The organism is Acinetobacter sp. YH12249, from assembly GCF_013417475.1.
In the GTDB taxonomy this organism is placed as follows: Bacteria; Pseudomonadota; Gammaproteobacteria; order Pseudomonadales; family Moraxellaceae; genus Acinetobacter.
This window is the reverse complement of record NZ_VPDX01000015.1, coordinates 21790-37924: the sequence shown is the minus strand read 5'-3', so window position 1 is coordinate 37924 and position 16135 is coordinate 21790. Positions and strand designations below refer to the sequence as shown.

Here is a 16135-nt window from a genome sequence, read left to right as displayed (position 1 = left end):
TTAAAAATCTTTTAACATCTTATAGCAAGATATTAAACAATCTACTGATGTAACAAACCCTCCTTACGAAAAGGAGGGTCTGGAATTTAATACTTAAAAATTAGTGGCGGAAATGACGCATGCCAGTGAATACCATTGCAATACCAGCTTCATCCGCTGCAGCAATTGTTTCTTCGTCACGCATTGAACCACCTGGTTGGATAATGCATTTGATGCCGGCTTTAGCCGCGTTGTCGATACCGTCACGGAATGGGAAGAAGGCATCAGATGCCATAACTGCACCTTCAACCACTAAACCAGCGTGTTCAGCTTTGATCGCAGCAATACGAGCTGAGTTTACACGGCTCATTTGACCTGCGCCCACACCAATAGTTTGACGGTTTTTCGCATAAACAATCGCGTTTGATTTCACGTATTTCGCAACTTTCCAAGCAAAGATCATGTCATCGATTTCTTGTTCAGTTGGAGCACGCTTAGTCACTACTTTAAGGTCATCTTTCGTGATCATGCCCAAGTCTTGATCTTGAACCAGTAAACCACCGTTTACACGTTTGTAGTCAAGCTGTGGAGCACGTTCATTAATCGCTGGAAGTTCGCCACATACGAGTACACGTACGTTTTTCTTCGCGCCAGTCACTTCAAGTACGCCGTCAGCGATACTTGGTGCAATGATCACTTCAACGAATTGACGATCCACAATTGCTTGCGCAGTTGCAACGTCTAATTCACGGTTGAATGCAATGATGCCGCCAAATGCAGATTCAGGGTCAGTTGCATAAGCAAGATCATAAGCAGCTTTGATGCCGTCTAGAGAAACTGCAACACCACATGGGTTCGCATGTTTTACGATCACACAAGCAGGTTTCGCAAATGATTTCACACATTCAAGTGCAGCATCAGTATCCGCGATGTTGTTATAAGAAAGTTCTTTACCTTGTAGCTGCTTAGCAGTCGCAACAGAAGCTTCTTTCGCAGCAGGATCTACATAGAAAGCAGCAGACTGATGCGGGTTTTCACCGTAACGTAAGTCTTGAGCTTTGTTTAATTGAGTATTGAAAGTACGCGCAAATTTGTCTGCCTGACCTTCTTCTTTACCTACGCGAGCGCCTAAGTAAGATGCGATCATACCGTCATATTGAGCAGTATGTTCGAATGCTTTAACCGCAAGGTCAAAACGGGTTGCATAAGATAAAGCACCATCAGCTTTAAGCTCAGCAATTACAGTTGCATAGTCAGCAGCATTTACTACGATACCAACAGACGCGTGGTTTTTCGCAGCAGCACGAACCATTGTTGGACCACCGATGTCGATGTTTTCAATTGCATCAGCTAGTGAACAGTTTGGTTTCGCTACAGTTGCAGCAAATGGATACAGGTTAACAACGACAAGATCGATCGCATCGATGTTGTGTTCAGCCATCACAGCTTCGTCTAGACCACGACGAGCCAGGATGCCACCATGAATTTTCGGATGTAGCGTTTTTACACGGCCGTCCATCATCTCTGGGAAACCAGTGTGCTCCGAAACTTCTACTACAGCAACATTATTGTCTTTCAACAATTTGTATGTACCACCTGTAGATAAAATTTCTACCCCAAGAGCAGCAAGGTCTTGTGCAAATTCCACAATACCGGTTTTATCGGAAACAGAGATTAAAGCGCGTTTAATAGTCATGATCTTCGTCACAGTTACCAAGGAACAGATTAAATCTAAATAGCTAATTAACAGTCAAAAAAAATGCCTGCGGTAGCCGCAAGCATTTTATCATTTATTCACTCATTAAACCGTGAGCTTTTAACTTTTTACGTAAAGTACCGCGGTTTAGTCCGAGAATCTCGGCAGCGCGTGTCTGATTACCACGCGTATATTCTAGAACGACAGATAATAAAGGCTTCTCCATTTCTGCCAGCACCATGTCGTACACCTGAGAAGGTTGCTCGCCTTGCAGTTGTGCAAAGTAGTGGCGAACTGCGCGATCTACGTGAATACGAAGAGCGACATCAGATTGTGCAGTAAAAATAGGAGATTTGCTATTCATGCGAATTAATCCGAAAAATCAAATATCACTTGGGTAAAGTGATATATAAAAGTGGTCTAGAAATTGAAATGAACTCCATTTTAGATCCTAAAACTGGAGTTCTAAAACTTGGTCATTACATTGAGCTTGTAGCTTGCCACATCTCGACGATTTGGTCGAAAAATAAGCGTAACAATAGTTAAAGTTTTGTTACTGACCAAAATCAAAACAAAAAAATCTGCTCGATACGCAATAAGTTTTATAGCGCATTAGGCAAGACTGTATTTGTTGTGAAAAAGTAGCGAGGAGTTTGCAGCACATAGCTTTCGTGGCGCGTATAATACCATTGTCTCGGGAAAAGTGAGCAAGAAAACTGCATTTTTTTTAACTTTTTTTTCGTTTTTTAATAGTTTTTATCAATATTAAGGTCGAATTATTTCCAAACTGTAATTATCGAAGTCTTTACGGTCGACAGGAAGCACAAATTCAAATTTAAATGGGCTGTTTTGGGGAATACGTTGAATCTTAACCAGGCTTTCGATCAGGTATTCCTGAGGTTTTAAATTATAAGTCGCCAAGACTACACCCTGATCTTTAAGGTGAACTCTTAAGTTTGGCATTTCCAGACTGCGCTTGTGGAAATTGATCAGCTCACCACTAAACTGGGTTTTATCTGTGGCAATCGCTTTGGCTTTGACCTTATTGGTATTGATCAGATTGTAATGTTCTTCCAGATTGGAACAGTTGAACACTTCACAGATATTGTTAAAAGCCACACTCATCACATGACTATTCTTAATATAGTGTGGATTGAACCAGAAGAATTGAAATAAAAGTAAGCCAAATAAGAACAGGTTTAGGCTGGTCCAGCCTAAATAATAAAGCGGGCCTTTATTGTGCTGTTTATCAGCCTGATCATCCCAGTTCATGCTAGGCAGTACTGCAATCGGTTCAGTACTGAAATAATTCAGGTTGTTCAGATAGGTTTTCAGATCAATATTTGAGTTTTCAACTTTTTCATCAAAGATGTTGAGTAAATAGTGCTGATCTGAAGAAGTAGATTCGGTGAGGCTTCTATTAATATAAGAAACATGACTTGGCGTATGGGTAAGGGCGACCGAATTCTGTGCTTCGGTCACCAGATGCGATAAAGCATTAAAGGTCGTACTACATTTTGGGCAGCAAACCATGCCTTGGGCAATGGTTAATTGCGCAACCGTAACTTTATAGGTTGTAGAGCAAGTCGGGCAGTGGGTTCGCTTGTCACTCATAAATGTTTTATAGACTCTTTAATTCTTATGGCGTTTCCCCGAGATACGGCACCAGTGTTCATCGCGTTTTTCTACTTCTAATATATCAAAATGTTTTGAGTAAATGCTAGTAACATCAGCAACTTGCTCTTCGATAACACCTGCGAGTGCGAACTCTGCCTCAGGTTTCACCAATTCTGCGAACTCAGGCTCAAGCATCATGAGTGGGCCAGCCAGAATATTGGCAACAAACACATCTGCTTTCTGCTCGCCAAGCTCTGCATTGAACTCTTCCGGTAAACCAACATAAAGTCGATCCAATACGCCATTCAGTTCAGCATTCTGTTTGGTGGCTAAAACAGCTTGTGGGTCAATATCAGTTGCATAGGCATATTTGGCGCCGAGTAACAAAGCAGCGACAGCCAAAATGCCTGAACCACAGCCATAATCGATCACGATCTTGTCTTTTACATCGGTTTTACCCAGCCATTGCAGGCAAAGGAAAGTAGATGCATGGTTACCTGTGCCAAAAGCTAAACCTGGATCAAGCTTGATATTCACTGCATCTGCTTCAGGCGCTTCCATCCACTCTGGAACAATCCAGAATTTTTCAGAAATCTGGATTGGCTCGTATGCATCCATCCAGGTACGTTCCCAAGCTTGATCTTCCAGGAATTCATGACGGATTGGTGCTTCAGGTAGTTGCGCACGAATAAAGGTTTCCAATGCAGCTACATCGATTTCTTCTTCGTCATCTTCCTGAGCATAGATGCCAGTCACGATCACTTTATTCCAGAGCGGTGTTTCTCCTGGAAGTGGTTCCAGTAAATCCTGGTTTTCAGCATCATCCAGGGTGACACTTACGGCGCCCAGTGAGCTAAGTAATGTTTCAGTAAAATCTACCTGAGCCTGATCAACTGTAATATGAATTTGTAACCACTTCACAGAAATAACCTTTATACATTTTTTCAAAAAGCTATTGTAACGGAAGTTCGGCTTGAAGGTGTGATCTTCTTGAGACGGAGTCAAATAAAAAGGATGCTTTCGCATCCTTTTTATGAAAACCGGTTAAAACGCATTTTCCTGAGTGGGAGAAATGGTAGGGCGTGCAGCTACTGGAGCAAAACGATTCAGCAATAGTCCAAAAATAGCCGCGAAGATATACATGAAGATGGAATACACCGCAGCAGGCATGGCAACCACAGTGCTGGACATGACAGTAAGTGCAATGGTCATGGCAAGCGTACTGTTGTGAATGCCGATCTCGAAGGCGCTGGCACGTGCCTGAGCGGAATTGATATTCATCAGTCGTGGAACAAAATAGCCAATCATTAAGCTGAAGAGACAGAACAGGGCGGTTGCTAAACCCACCTGAGTCAGGTATTCAGCAATATTGGCGCGTTCACTATAAATTGCTCCAGCAATAATCAGCACTAGAAAGAAGACTGCAAAAATGCGAAGAGGCTTGTTTAACTTTACTGTAAGTGCAGGCGCATAATGACGAATCAACATGCCAATCGCGACTGGTATAATAATGATACCAAACACTTGCAGGATCTTTCCGAACTGCAGGCTGATCTGCTGACTGTCCTGCATAAAATGCATGATGGAAAAATTCATGATTAAAGGCAAGGTAAATGCAGCGACCACCGAATTGATCGCAGTCAAGGTAATATTAAGCGCCAAATCACCTTTAAACAGATAGCTGAACAGATTTGCGGTGCTGCCACCTGGCGATGCGGCCAGCAACATCAGACCAACAGCAAGTAAAGGTGGTAAAGCCAGAACTCTACATAGAATGAAAGCAATGCTTACCAGCAGAATTAATTGACAAAACAAGGCAACCAGCACTGCTTTAGGGTGCTGACTTACCCGGGCAAAATCTTTAAGCGTGAGTTCGAGTCCTAATCCCACCATGATGATGGCGAGTGCGAGGGGGAGGAATATTGTTATGATGCCAGAGTCCATCTGCATGCTCCTTATAGAAATTTATTTTAATAGTTTTAAATTTTCTATAAAAAGCATACAGCTTAAGCAGGAAATTGACTTAGAAAGTTACAAATCTGATAAACGACTCTTGCCACTATAGCTAAGTTTCTGCTGACTAATCATAAAGCCAAAAATACCAGCAAAAACGTACATGACAATTGAATAAATACCCGCAGGGATGGCAATGGTGACATTATTCAGGACAGAAATCGCAATCGTCATTGACACAGTCGTATTATGAATGCCGACTTCGAAGGTGCAGGCGCGTGCCATCTTGTCTGGAATATCCATTAATAAAGGCAGGCAATAACCGAGAAACAGGCTGGAAAAACATAATATAGAAGTAGCAATCCCGATACTGGCAAAATATTCGATGATGTTAAAGCGCTCTTGGAAAATGGCATAGATCAAGAGCATGCTTAAAAAAGCGATAGAGAGCAGCCGCATTGGCATATGTACAATGTCTGAAAGCTTTGGAAACTTTGCTCGCATCAGCATGCCGATCACAACCGGAATCAGCGTAATCAGAAAAACCTGAGCCATTTTTTCAAGCGGTAAGCCGATGCCGGTATCCTGTCCTATAAAATAGTACAGGGACAGATTCATAATAAAAGGTAAAGTGAAAATAGAAATAATCGTATTGATGGCGGTTAACGTGATATTAAGCGCCACATCACCTTTGTAAAGATAACTCAGCAGATTGGCGGTGGCTCCTCCTGGAGAGGCAACCAGCAGCATCATGCCTACAGCAAGCAATGGCGGCAGATCCAGTACCAAACAGATTAAAAAGGTTAAACCGGTTAAAATCACCAGTTGCGAGAATAAGACAATAAAAATCACCTTAGGATAACGACTAACATGCAGAAAATCCTTGACTGTTAACTGTAGTCCTAACCCCATCATCGTAATTGCCAAAGTAATCGGCAAAAACAAGCTAAAAAACCCCGAATCCATGAAGTTTCCTTTTTATTATTCATTTTTTAGGTATATTTTGAGTTTAGCGTAGATGAATAAATAAGCAATATAAAAACGGGTAAAATTTATGCATTTTACCCGTTAAGTTTCTGATTAAAAATATATTTAATCAGCTATATAGTGATTTACATCCCTGATTGAGATGGGGTTTGAGGCTGAGTTTGCATTTGTGGTTGAGACTGCATATCTTGTTGCATCTGTGGCTGAGACTGCATTTGTGACTGTGGACGTGGAGGGGTAAAGCCTAATGCACATTTACCATTGACCTGAGTGCCATTAATGGTTGCTGAAGTTTCGCCGCCTGAACTACAAGATGTATAAAGTTCAGGTTCATCGCCTTTGATATTGGTTGATGATGAAGGGAAGAACTGTTGCTGACAGGTACCATTCCAGATAATGCCGCGGTAAGCAAAACTTACAGGAGCGCCCTCTGATTTACCTTTACAAACTTGCTGGTATTTTTGGGCATTATAAACCTTCTCGACTTTATCATTTGCTGAGGCTGCAAATGGAGCGAAACATAGACCGCAGAGCGCTGTTGCTAGGAAAATATTCTTATTCATCATGTATACCTTTGTTTGTAATGTTACCACTTTATAGATTAAAAACTAATCAATATTAAACAATATGAGTCGGGTAACTTTTTGAGTTTAGATGTTTAATTTATATAGTAAGTATGCAAAGTTTAATTACATTGCTTTATTGGCTGGCAGAGTAAATTCCGAAGGATAAATTCAAGTGATTTTGTCAACTTTGGAAGGAAGTTTGCTATAATGTTCAGCTATCCTTTTTCTATCTCTCTATTTACCACTATGCACTATCCTAAAGTATACGATGTCATTGTTATCGGTGGCGGTCACGCAGGTACGGAAGCAGCACTGGCTGCAGCACGTATGGGTCGACAGACATTACTCTTAACTCATAACATTGAGACTTTAGGGCAGATGAGCTGTAACCCGGCCATTGGCGGGATCGGTAAATCACATTTAGTGCGTGAAATTGATGCCTTGGGCGGTGCGATGGCGCTGGCTGCCGATAAAGGCGGTATTCAATTCCGTATTCTGAATTCACGTAAAGGTGCAGCAGTACGTGCAACTCGTGCGCAGGCTGACCGTGTTCGTTATAAAGCAGCGATTCGTGAGACTTTAGAAAATCAAGCGAATCTGGATATCTTTCAGCAAGCAGCAGATGACCTGATTGTTGAAGGCGATACTGTTAAAGGTGTCGTGACCCAAATGGGTATTCGCTTTGATGCGAAAACTGTGGTGCTAACTGCAGGTACATTCTTAGGTGGTGTGATTCACATTGGCTTAAACAATGCTTCAGGCGGTCGTGCTGGCGATCCTCCTTCAATTTCATTGGCACATCGTTTACGTGAGTTAAACTTACCTGTAGGTCGTTTAAAAACAGGTACACCGCCACGTATTGATGCACGTTCAGTCGACTTCTCTGTCATGACACCGCAGCCGGGTGATTTCCCGTCTCCAACCATGTCATTTATGGGTGATGTGTCTATGCACCCTGAACAGGTGAACTGCTACATCACGCATACCAATGAACGTACCCATGAGATCATTCGTGGCGGTTTAGACCGTTCACCGATGTACACTGGTGTGATTGAAGGTGTAGGTCCACGTTACTGTCCATCAATTGAAGATAAAATTCATAAATTTGCTGATAAAGATTCACACCAAGTATTCCTTGAGCCTGAAGGCTTGGATACACATGAGCTTTATCCAAACGGTATTTCAACTTCTTTACCATTTGATGTTCAGTTTGAATTGGTGCGTTCAATCCGTGGTATGGAGAATGCACACATTCTTCGTCCGGGTTATGCGATTGAATACGATTACTTTAACCCGCAAGCATTGAAGTTCACTTTGGAAACCAAAGCGATCAATAACCTGTACTTTGCTGGTCAGATTAACGGTACAACCGGTTATGAAGAAGCGGGTGCTCAAGGCTTGCTTGCAGGCTTGAACGCTGCACGTCGTGCATGGGATCAAGAACAATGGACACCAAAACGTGATGAAGCGTACATGGGTGTACTGGTTGATGACTTGATCACTTTAGGTACTAAAGAACCGTACCGTATGTTCACTTCACGTGCGGAATACCGTTTGATGTTACGTGAAGACAATGCGGATCAACGTTTAACACCAATCGGTCGTGAAATGGGTCTGGTTGATGACGAACGTTGGGCAGCTTACTGTGAAAAAATGGAAGCTGTAGAGAAAGAAACAGGTCGTTTGCAACACCTTTGGGCTGCACCAAACAATCCAATGGGTAAAAAATTCGTAGAAATGACAGGTGCGGATCTTTCTAAAGAATGTTCTGCAATTGATTTGTTAAAACGTCCAAACATCACCTTCGCTCAAATTGCAGAGCTCACAGGTTCTGAAGTTTCACCACAAGTGGGTGATCAGATTGAGATTGCAGTGAAATACGAAGGTTATATCAACCGTCAGCATCAAGACGTTGCACAAATGAAACGTTTAGAGGAAACCAAGATTCCTGCTGATTTTGACTATGATGTTGTTTCAGGTCTTTCTCATGAAATTACCTTGAAGTTAAAAGATATTCGTCCTGAAACACTGGCTCAAGCAAGCCGTATTCCGGGTGTAACACCTGCGGCAGTTCAATTGGTGATGATTACGATTCGTAAGAATGCCCAAGCGAAAAAATCTGCATAAGATTTTGAAGTGATAAAAAACCCGCGTAATGCGGGTTTTTTATATTTAATGAAGTTAAAAAAATTAAAAGATCAATTATTTCATGAATAAATTCAGTAATTTTGCTATGTTAATTATGGGAAATGTACAACAATGAAGCTAAAACATGGATAGAGAAAAATACATACGGGGCGCGATTTACGGTTTACTTGTTGGTGATGCGGTAGGTGTGCCTTATGAGTTTAAAGTGCCGAGCCAGCTGCCTGATATTGAACAAATTGATATGATTCCCCCAAAAGGATTTGCGCGGACTTATGCCAGTCTTCCAATTGGAACGTGGTCAGATGATGGTGCACAAGCATTATGTTTGTTGGCCTCATTGTTAGATCAAAAGAAACTCAATCCTGAAGATTTTATGCAACGGATTTGCGATTGGTACCAATCAAGTTATATGGCTGTCGATGGTCAGGTATTCGATGTGGGAATTCAAACGGTTGATGCGATACATCGTTATCAATCGGGTATCTAGTTAAATCAAGTTGCGAAAAATGATGAATATGCCAATGGTAATGGTGCGCTGATGCGTGTATTGCCTTTAGCGCTCTGGCATCAAGGCTCTAATCGTGAATTAATAGAGGCGGCATTTATACAATCACATCTGACTCATGCGCATATCCGTTCTAAATTATGTTGTGCATTATATTGTTTATGGGTACGTAAAATTTTAGATGGTTGTTCTATTCAAGATTCATGGATAGAAGCAATTGAAATACTCAAGCGTGAATTGAGTGATCAGAATGGTGCGTTAGATGAGCTTGAGCACCATATTTTAAGTGATGACTGGGATCGACCGACAGGTACTGGCTATGTCGTAGATTGTTTAAAGTCGGCATATTACGCACTACAAGCTAGCGATTATGAAAAGGTGATTAAGACAGCAATTGCGCTGGGTAATGATACAGATACGACTGCATGTGTGGCGGGTGGTATAGCTGGTTTATATTATGGTGTAGATGCAATTCCATCATCTTGGATGAATCATTTACGAGGTAAAGAAATGGTGGAAGAATTGCTTGTGCAATGGTTGTAGAAATTTTCTAAAGAATGACTGCGATGATGTTGGGATTTGCTAAAATATTCAAAAGTTCCACATCTAGATCATTCCAATGCCATACCAACTCGTTGAACTCGATATCCAAGCCACAGACAACATCGCTTGCCCTCATTGCCATCAAGACATCATTAATTGGCAAGAAGAGCAGTATGTTCAACCCTGTGAACATACCTTATTTATTGCCATGGATATCGGTTTTGAATACATCACCGATGAATTTGAGCAAACTATGCGAAAAACAGTGGATGAACTGCATGCTAATGATGATGTTGTAAACATGTTCGAGGAAATCACCACAAGTACTTATCCGAATTATCTGATTTTAAAGTCAGATTTAGGTGCAGCAGGTTATTCGCGTTATATCGGTTTAACAGTGTAGGAATCTCATTACTATACATAAGCAATAAAAAAGCACCCAAGGGTGCTTTTTTAATTTCAGGCTTGGCCTTCGACTTCTTCGACTTCATCATCCTCCGCACTGTCCATGCCGAGTTCTTTCAACTTACGGGTGAGGGTATTACGCCCCCAACCTAATAGTTCGGCTGCATGACGCTTACGACCACGAGTTTGTTGTAGTGCAGCATTAATGAGTGTGCGTTCAAACATTGGTGTAGCCACATCTAACAGCTTCATTTCGCCGTTTTTCAGTTTCTGGATTGCCCATTGACCCAGTAATTCATCCCAATGATGCGGCGCAATTTGATTCAGGTTTGGAATTGGAGCACCCGGATCTTGCTGCTGAATTGGAATCTGTTTTAATTCTGGTGGCAGATCTTCTGGATAAACTTCACGGCCTGTGATCATCACGGTTAGCCAGCGACAGGTATTTTCAAGCTGACGAACGTTCCCTTGCCAAGGCAGCTTCTGCATATATTCCTGAGTTTCAGGACGTAAGATTTTAGGATTTACACCCAGTTCTTTACCTGCACGCGCAAGGAAGTGCTGTGCCAGCATTGGAATATCTTCAGAGCGATGCGCCAGTTTAGGAATATGAATACGGATTACATTTAGACGGTGATACAAGTCTTCACGGAAGCGGCCGTCATGTACCAGTTTTTCCAAGTCCTGATGCGTTGCAGCCACAATACGTACATCAACTTTAACCGGAATGTGACCACCAACGCGATAGAATTCACCATCTGCAAGGACACGTAATAAACGCGTTTGTGTTTCAAAAGGCATGTCGCCAATTTCATCCAGGAACAGCGTACCGCCGTTGGCCTGTTCAAAACGGCCTTGACGTTGCGTATTTGCACCGGTAAAAGCACCTTTTTCATGACCAAATAATTCAGTCTCTATCAGGTCTTTTGGAATAGCCGCCATGTTCAGTGCAATAAACGGTTTATTGCTACGCGGTGAATGGCGGTGTAGGGCATGCGCTACCAGTTCTTTACCTGTACCGGATTCACCATTAATCAGCACGGTAATGTGTGATTGAGACAAGCGACCAATGGCACGGAAGACTTCCTGCATGGCAGGCGATTCACCAATGATCTCAGTCGATTGAATGGTTGGTGCAGATTTGGCAGATTCTTGCTGCTGTAATTTGGTGATATGTAAAATCGCACGATTGACCAGTGCCAATGCTTCATCAATATCAAATGGTTTTGGCAGGTATTCAAAAGCACCTGTTTGATAACTGGATACAGCAGATTCCAGATCCGAATGCGCCGTCATAATAATAACCGGCAAATCAGGATTGGTATTTTTCACCTTGCCTAAAAAGGTCAGACCATCAATACCTGGCATACGGATATCGGTCAGGATCACATCAGGTGCATCTACGCCCAACTGATCAAGTGCTGACTGGGCTTCTTCAAAACTGGTAACGTCGAAACCTTCTTCTTTAAATGTTTTTTCTAGTACCCAACGCATGGCACGATCGTCATCAATCACCCATATTTTATTTCGCGACATGATCTGACTCCCAAGGTAAAAATAAGCTAAATACGGTTTTTCCTGGAACTGACTGGCATTCAATCATTCCGTTATGTTGATGCATAATATTTTGAGCAATGCTGAGACCTAGTCCGGTACCTTTGGCACGGCTGGTCACAAGCGGGTAGAACACGGCTTCGATAATATCGTCTGGAACACCCGGACCATTATCTTCAATGTCGATTCGAACCACAGATCGGTGAATCACACCACTAATGGTATAAAGACGCTGAATCCGGGTTCTTAAAATAAGTTCCGGTTGATGCTCGACAAAGAAATCCTTGTTTTCTGTCATCGCCTGAACGGCATTCACGCAGATATTTAGCATGACCTGAATCAGCTGATCGCGATCTGCCAGAACTTCCGGCAGGGACAGGTCATAGTCCCGGGTAATTTTAATTTTCTTTTTAGTCTGATTCACAATCAGTGAACGAACGCGTTCTAAAGGCTCATGCACATTAACCATTTCATAGCTTGGTAACTGGCGTGAACCGAGCATGCTATCTGCCAGATTTCTCAGGCGATCCACTTCACTAATAATAATGTCAGTGAACTCTTTATATTTTGGATCTTCAAGGCTACGTGCCAGAAGCTGGGTTGCACCACGAATGCCACCAAGTGGATTTTTAATTTCATGTGCCACGCCACGAATTAATTGGCGCGCAACTTGATGCTGCTGGATATAGTTTTCTTCACGTGAGATTTTCAGCATACGGTCACGCTGATTCAGCTCGATCAGCAATAAAGGATGATTTGGCTTGCCCGCATTGAGCAGGGAAACCGTATAGTCCACATGAATGTCTTTAAAGTTAACAATAATCGTCGCCTCACGGCGAGTATAAGGTTGGCCAGTATGCAGCGTGTTATAGAGTGATTCTTCAGTGTTGAATTCATCTGTTGGCGCTTGCAGTATATTTAATACCGGCGTGCCTGATGCGCGTAACAGGCTGACATCAAACATAGCCTCGCAGGCTGTATTTAAGTAATAAATATTCAGATGACTATCAACCAGCATAATGGCAGTGGTCAGGTTGTCCACCAAAAGGCGATAGTCGATGGAAAGAGGCTGATCCATTAGCGGTGGTTTTCCTGTATTAAAATGGCGCAATGGCATCTTCATAAAGCAAAATAACAATTTCAAAGTTCAGATTTGAGGCAAAATAAGCAAGATGCACGCCAACTTTAGAACTCTTGTTAAAATTTTGCTGAAAAATGCACGAAATCTGACAGGGATGCCCAATCAAACTCAGGTATAACGGATTAAATTGAGGCTGTAAACCTAAAATGATTCATTTTGGTGCATAAGCTTTTATATTGAATATTTTATGGCGTTATTTTAGTGCATGATGCAAAGAGTGGCCATTTCAACTATTTTTATGATGCGAAAAGACATACAATACGCGCATTCTAGTGGAGCGCAGATTCATGAAGTCCCCCAAAGTCGGTTTTGTATCTTTAGGTTGTCCTAAGGCATTGGTAGATTCTGAACGAATTTTAACTCAGTTAAAGACTGAAGGTTATGATGTCGCATCGGATTATGACGGTGCTGATTTAGTAGTAGTAAATACCTGTGGTTTTATTGAATCTGCAGTACAAGAGTCTTTAGATGCCATCGGTGAAGCGATGAGCGCGAATGGTCGTGTTATCGTAACAGGTTGTCTAGGAAAAGACGAAGATAAAATTCGCCAAATGCACCCGAACGTCCTGAAAGTGACAGGTGCAGCGGCCTATGAAGAAGTGATGGATGCGGTACATGAGTATGTTCCTGAACCGCCAAAACACAATCCATTTATTGATCTGGTGCCTGAGCAGGGTATTCGTTTAACCCCTAAACATTATGCATACCTGAAAATATCAGAAGGCTGTAACCACCGTTGTACCTTCTGCATCATTCCAAGCATGCGTGGTGATCTGGTTTCCCGTCCAGTCGGTTCTGTGCTTGAAGAAGCTGCAGCACTGAAACGTTCAGGTGTCAAAGAAGTACTCGTAATCTCCCAAGATACTTCTGCTTATGGCGTTGACACCAAATACAAACTGGACTTCTGGAACGGCCAGCCAGTTAAAACCAAATTCTATGACATGTGTGAAGCATTGGGTCAATTGGGCATCTGGGTGCGTCTGCACTATGTTTATCCATATCCACACGTAGATGCCGTAATCGATTTGATGGCGCAAGGCAAAATCCTGCCTTATCTGGATATTCCATTCCAGCATGCCAGCCCAAGAATCCTGAAGCTGATGAAACGACCTGCTCACAGTGAAAATACACTGGAGCGTTTAAAAGTTTGGCGTGAGAAATGTCCTGACCTAGTCATCCGTTCTACATTTGTGGTGGGTTTCCCGGGCGAAACGGAAGAAGATTTCCAGATGCTTCTGGACTGGCTGAAAGAAGCACAACTGGATCGCGTGGGCTGTTTTACTTATTCACCAGTTGAAGGTGCGACAGCGAACGATCTTCCAGATCATGTGCCTGAAGAGATCAAACAGGAACGTTATGAACGTTTCATGCAGGTTCAGCAGGAAATTTCAGCAGCGAAGCTACAAAAACGTATTGGCCAGAAAATGACGGTGCTAGTCGATGACCTGGAAGAAGAATTCCCGGTTGCTGTAGCACGCTCATATGCGGATGCGCCTGAAATTGATGGTAATGTTTTTGTTGAAGATATCGACAAAAGTTTGATTAAGGCAGGAGATTTGCTTGAAGTCGAAATCACTGATGCAGATGAATATGATTTATTTGCCAAGCTGATCTCAATCAAGTCTGCTTAAGATTTTGAATTAAAAGAATTTAGATTAAATAATTTGGAGTTTGATGATGTTGGATTCTAAAAAGCCACGTTTTGGTCGCATCCTGCTAAAGCTATCTGGTGAAGCACTGGCAGGAAACAAGGACATGGGTATCGATGCACAAGTGCTCGATCAGATGTCACTTTCTATTGCGCATCTCGTGGGTTTGGGTGTACAAGTCGGTATCGTCGTGGGCGGTGGTAACCTGTACCGTGGTAGCCAGTTGCAAAAAGATGGTCTGGTAGGTCGTGTAACCGGTGACCAGATGGGTATGCTGGCAACTGTCATGAACGGTCTGGCATTACGTGATGCTTTGGTACGCCGTAATATCAAAACCCGTTTGATGTCTGCATTACCGATTGGTGCAGTGGTTGAATCTTATTCTAGCCGTGATGCGATTCGTCATCTGACTCAAGGTGAAGTGTGCGTATTTGTAGCGGGTACAGGTAATCCGTTCTTTACTACGGATACAGCAGCATGCTTGCGTGGTATCGAGATTGAATCTGACCTGATCCTGAAAGCTACTAAGGTTGATGGTGTTTACAACAAAGATCCAAGCAAATACGAAGATGCCGTGAAATACGACACATTGACATTTGATCAGGTGTTGGACGAGAAGTTGGGCGTCATGGATTTAACTGCGATCTGCTTATGTCGTGACCACAATGTGCCACTTCAAGTGTTTGATATGAACAAATCTGGCGCATTGCTTTCAGTGGTGATGGGTGAAAAAGAAGGAACTCACGTCACCAATTAATGACGTGAGCTACAAAGCCCTTTATACTACCTCCTAATTTAGTAAATACATCTTTTAAGAATTAAGTAAGGAAGATCATATGATTAACGATCTTAAAAAAGACGCAGAAGAGCGTATGAACAAGTCTCTTGACTCGTTAGAACATGGTTTCGCTAAAGTTCGTACCGGACGTGCGCATCCATCAATTTTGAACGGCGTCATGGTTCCTTACTACGGCTCTGATGTGCCATTGAATCAGGTTGCAAACGTAGGCGTGGAAGATTCACGTACATTGCTGGTTCAACCATTTGAACGTTCAATGGTTGCTGCGATTGATAAGGCGATCCGTGAGTCTGATCTTGGTTTGAACCCGATTACTGCTGATGCGATCCGTGTACCGATGGCTGCACTAACTGAAGAAACCCGTCGTGACATGCAGAAAGTTGCACGTAACGAAGCTGAAAATGCCAAAGTTGCGATCCGTAATATCCGTCGTGATGTATTGGGTGACATCAAAGCATTGTTGAAAGAAAAAGAAATTTCTGAAGATGATGAACGTCGTGCATCTGACGAAATTCAGAAAATCACAGACAAATTTGTTGCTGAAGTTGACAAGCGCTTGGCTGCGAAAGAAGCTGAATTGATGAAGGTCTAAT

The 16135-nt window shown here is 42.4% G+C and carries 14 protein-coding genes and 1 pseudogene; 6 read left to right on the top strand and 9 right to left on the bottom strand.

The window, feature by feature from the left end; all coding sequences use genetic code 11:
- Nucleotides 1-100 precede the first annotated feature (100 nt).
- The 7 genes from purH to FTV25_RS09710 form a co-directional block, all read right to left on the bottom strand.
- Nucleotides 101-1675: a bifunctional phosphoribosylaminoimidazolecarboxamide formyltransferase/IMP cyclohydrolase gene (purH, locus tag FTV25_RS09740; protein WP_004786185.1), complete on the bottom strand. Its 1575-nt coding sequence runs from the start codon at nt 1673-1675 to the stop codon at nt 101-103.
- A 94-nt stretch (nt 1676-1769) separates the two neighbouring features.
- Nucleotides 1770-2039: a DNA-binding transcriptional regulator Fis gene (gene fis, locus FTV25_RS09735; RefSeq protein WP_001086304.1), complete on the bottom strand. Its 270-nt coding sequence runs from the start codon at nt 2037-2039 to the stop codon at nt 1770-1772.
- A 401-nt stretch (nt 2040-2440) separates the two neighbouring features.
- Nucleotides 2441-3289, bottom strand: a complete 849-nt coding sequence (locus FTV25_RS09730) for a DUF3426 domain-containing protein (protein ID WP_180003129.1) — start codon at nt 3287-3289, stop codon at nt 2441-2443.
- A gap of 18 nt (nt 3290-3307) precedes the next feature.
- A complete protein-coding gene (prmA, locus tag FTV25_RS09725) occupies nt 3308-4213 on the bottom strand; it encodes a 50S ribosomal protein L11 methyltransferase (protein WP_034170373.1) in 906 nt (301 codons plus the stop codon).
- Nucleotides 4214-4336: 123 nt separating this feature from the next.
- Complete coding sequence (locus FTV25_RS09720) at nt 4337-5236, bottom strand: bile acid:sodium symporter family protein (protein WP_180003127.1); 900 nt, start codon at nt 5234-5236, stop codon at nt 4337-4339.
- A gap of 87 nt (nt 5237-5323) precedes the next feature.
- Complete coding sequence (locus tag FTV25_RS09715; RefSeq protein ID WP_180003125.1) at nt 5324-6211, bottom strand: bile acid:sodium symporter family protein; 888 nt, start codon at nt 6209-6211, stop codon at nt 5324-5326.
- Between the two features lie 146 nt (nt 6212-6357).
- The gene (locus FTV25_RS09710) at nt 6358-6795 is read right to left on the bottom strand and encodes a hypothetical protein (protein ID WP_180003123.1); all 438 of its coding nucleotides are present in this window, start codon (nt 6793-6795) and stop codon (nt 6358-6360) included.
- 249 nt (nt 6796-7044) lie between these two features.
- Between FTV25_RS09710 and mnmG the strand changes: the two genes are divergently transcribed.
- The 3 genes and pseudogenes from mnmG (at nt 7045) to FTV25_RS09695 (ending at nt 10397) form a co-directional block, all read left to right on the top strand.
- Nucleotides 7045-8925 carry a tRNA uridine-5-carboxymethylaminomethyl(34) synthesis enzyme MnmG gene (gene mnmG / locus FTV25_RS09705; protein ID WP_180003177.1) on the top strand — a complete coding sequence of 627 codons (1881 nt, stop codon included), beginning with the start codon at nt 7045-7047 and terminating at the stop codon, nt 8923-8925.
- Between the two features lie 145 nt (nt 8926-9070).
- Nucleotides 9071-9994, top strand: a pseudogene (locus FTV25_RS09700) (ADP-ribosylglycohydrolase family protein).
- Nucleotides 9995-10070: 76 nt separating this feature from the next.
- Complete coding sequence (locus tag FTV25_RS09695; RefSeq protein WP_180003121.1) at nt 10071-10397, top strand: hypothetical protein; 327 nt, start codon at nt 10071-10073, stop codon at nt 10395-10397.
- Between the two features lie 56 nt (nt 10398-10453).
- On the opposite strand, the gene glnG is transcribed toward FTV25_RS09695, so the two are convergent.
- Nucleotides 10454-11935 (bottom strand): nitrogen regulation protein NR(I), encoded by a 1482-nt coding sequence (glnG, locus tag FTV25_RS09690; RefSeq protein WP_166136568.1) that lies wholly within the window; start codon nt 11933-11935, stop codon nt 10454-10456.
- The gene (glnL, locus tag FTV25_RS09685; protein ID WP_125278343.1) at nt 11922-13031 is read right to left on the bottom strand and encodes a nitrogen regulation protein NR(II); all 1110 of its coding nucleotides are present in this window, start codon (nt 13029-13031) and stop codon (nt 11922-11924) included. The genes glnG and glnL overlap by 14 nt, the downstream gene beginning before the upstream one ends.
- A gap of 350 nt (nt 13032-13381) precedes the next feature.
- Here glnL and rimO point away from each other — a divergent pair, with 350 nt between their 5' ends.
- The 3 genes from rimO (at nt 13382) to frr (ending at nt 16134) form a co-directional block, all read left to right on the top strand.
- Nucleotides 13382-14725, top strand: coding sequence for a 30S ribosomal protein S12 methylthiotransferase RimO (rimO, locus tag FTV25_RS09680; protein WP_104426206.1), 1344 nt, complete (start codon nt 13382-13384; stop codon nt 14723-14725).
- 46 nt (nt 14726-14771) lie between these two features.
- Nucleotides 14772-15500 (top strand): UMP kinase, encoded by a 729-nt coding sequence (gene pyrH, locus FTV25_RS09675; RefSeq protein ID WP_004786170.1) that lies wholly within the window; start codon nt 14772-14774, stop codon nt 15498-15500.
- Nucleotides 15501-15579: 79 nt separating this feature from the next.
- Entirely contained in the window at nt 15580-16134 is a 555-nt protein-coding gene (gene frr, locus FTV25_RS09670) for a ribosome recycling factor (RefSeq protein WP_005235283.1), read from the top strand.
- Nucleotide 16135: the final 1 nt, after the last annotated feature.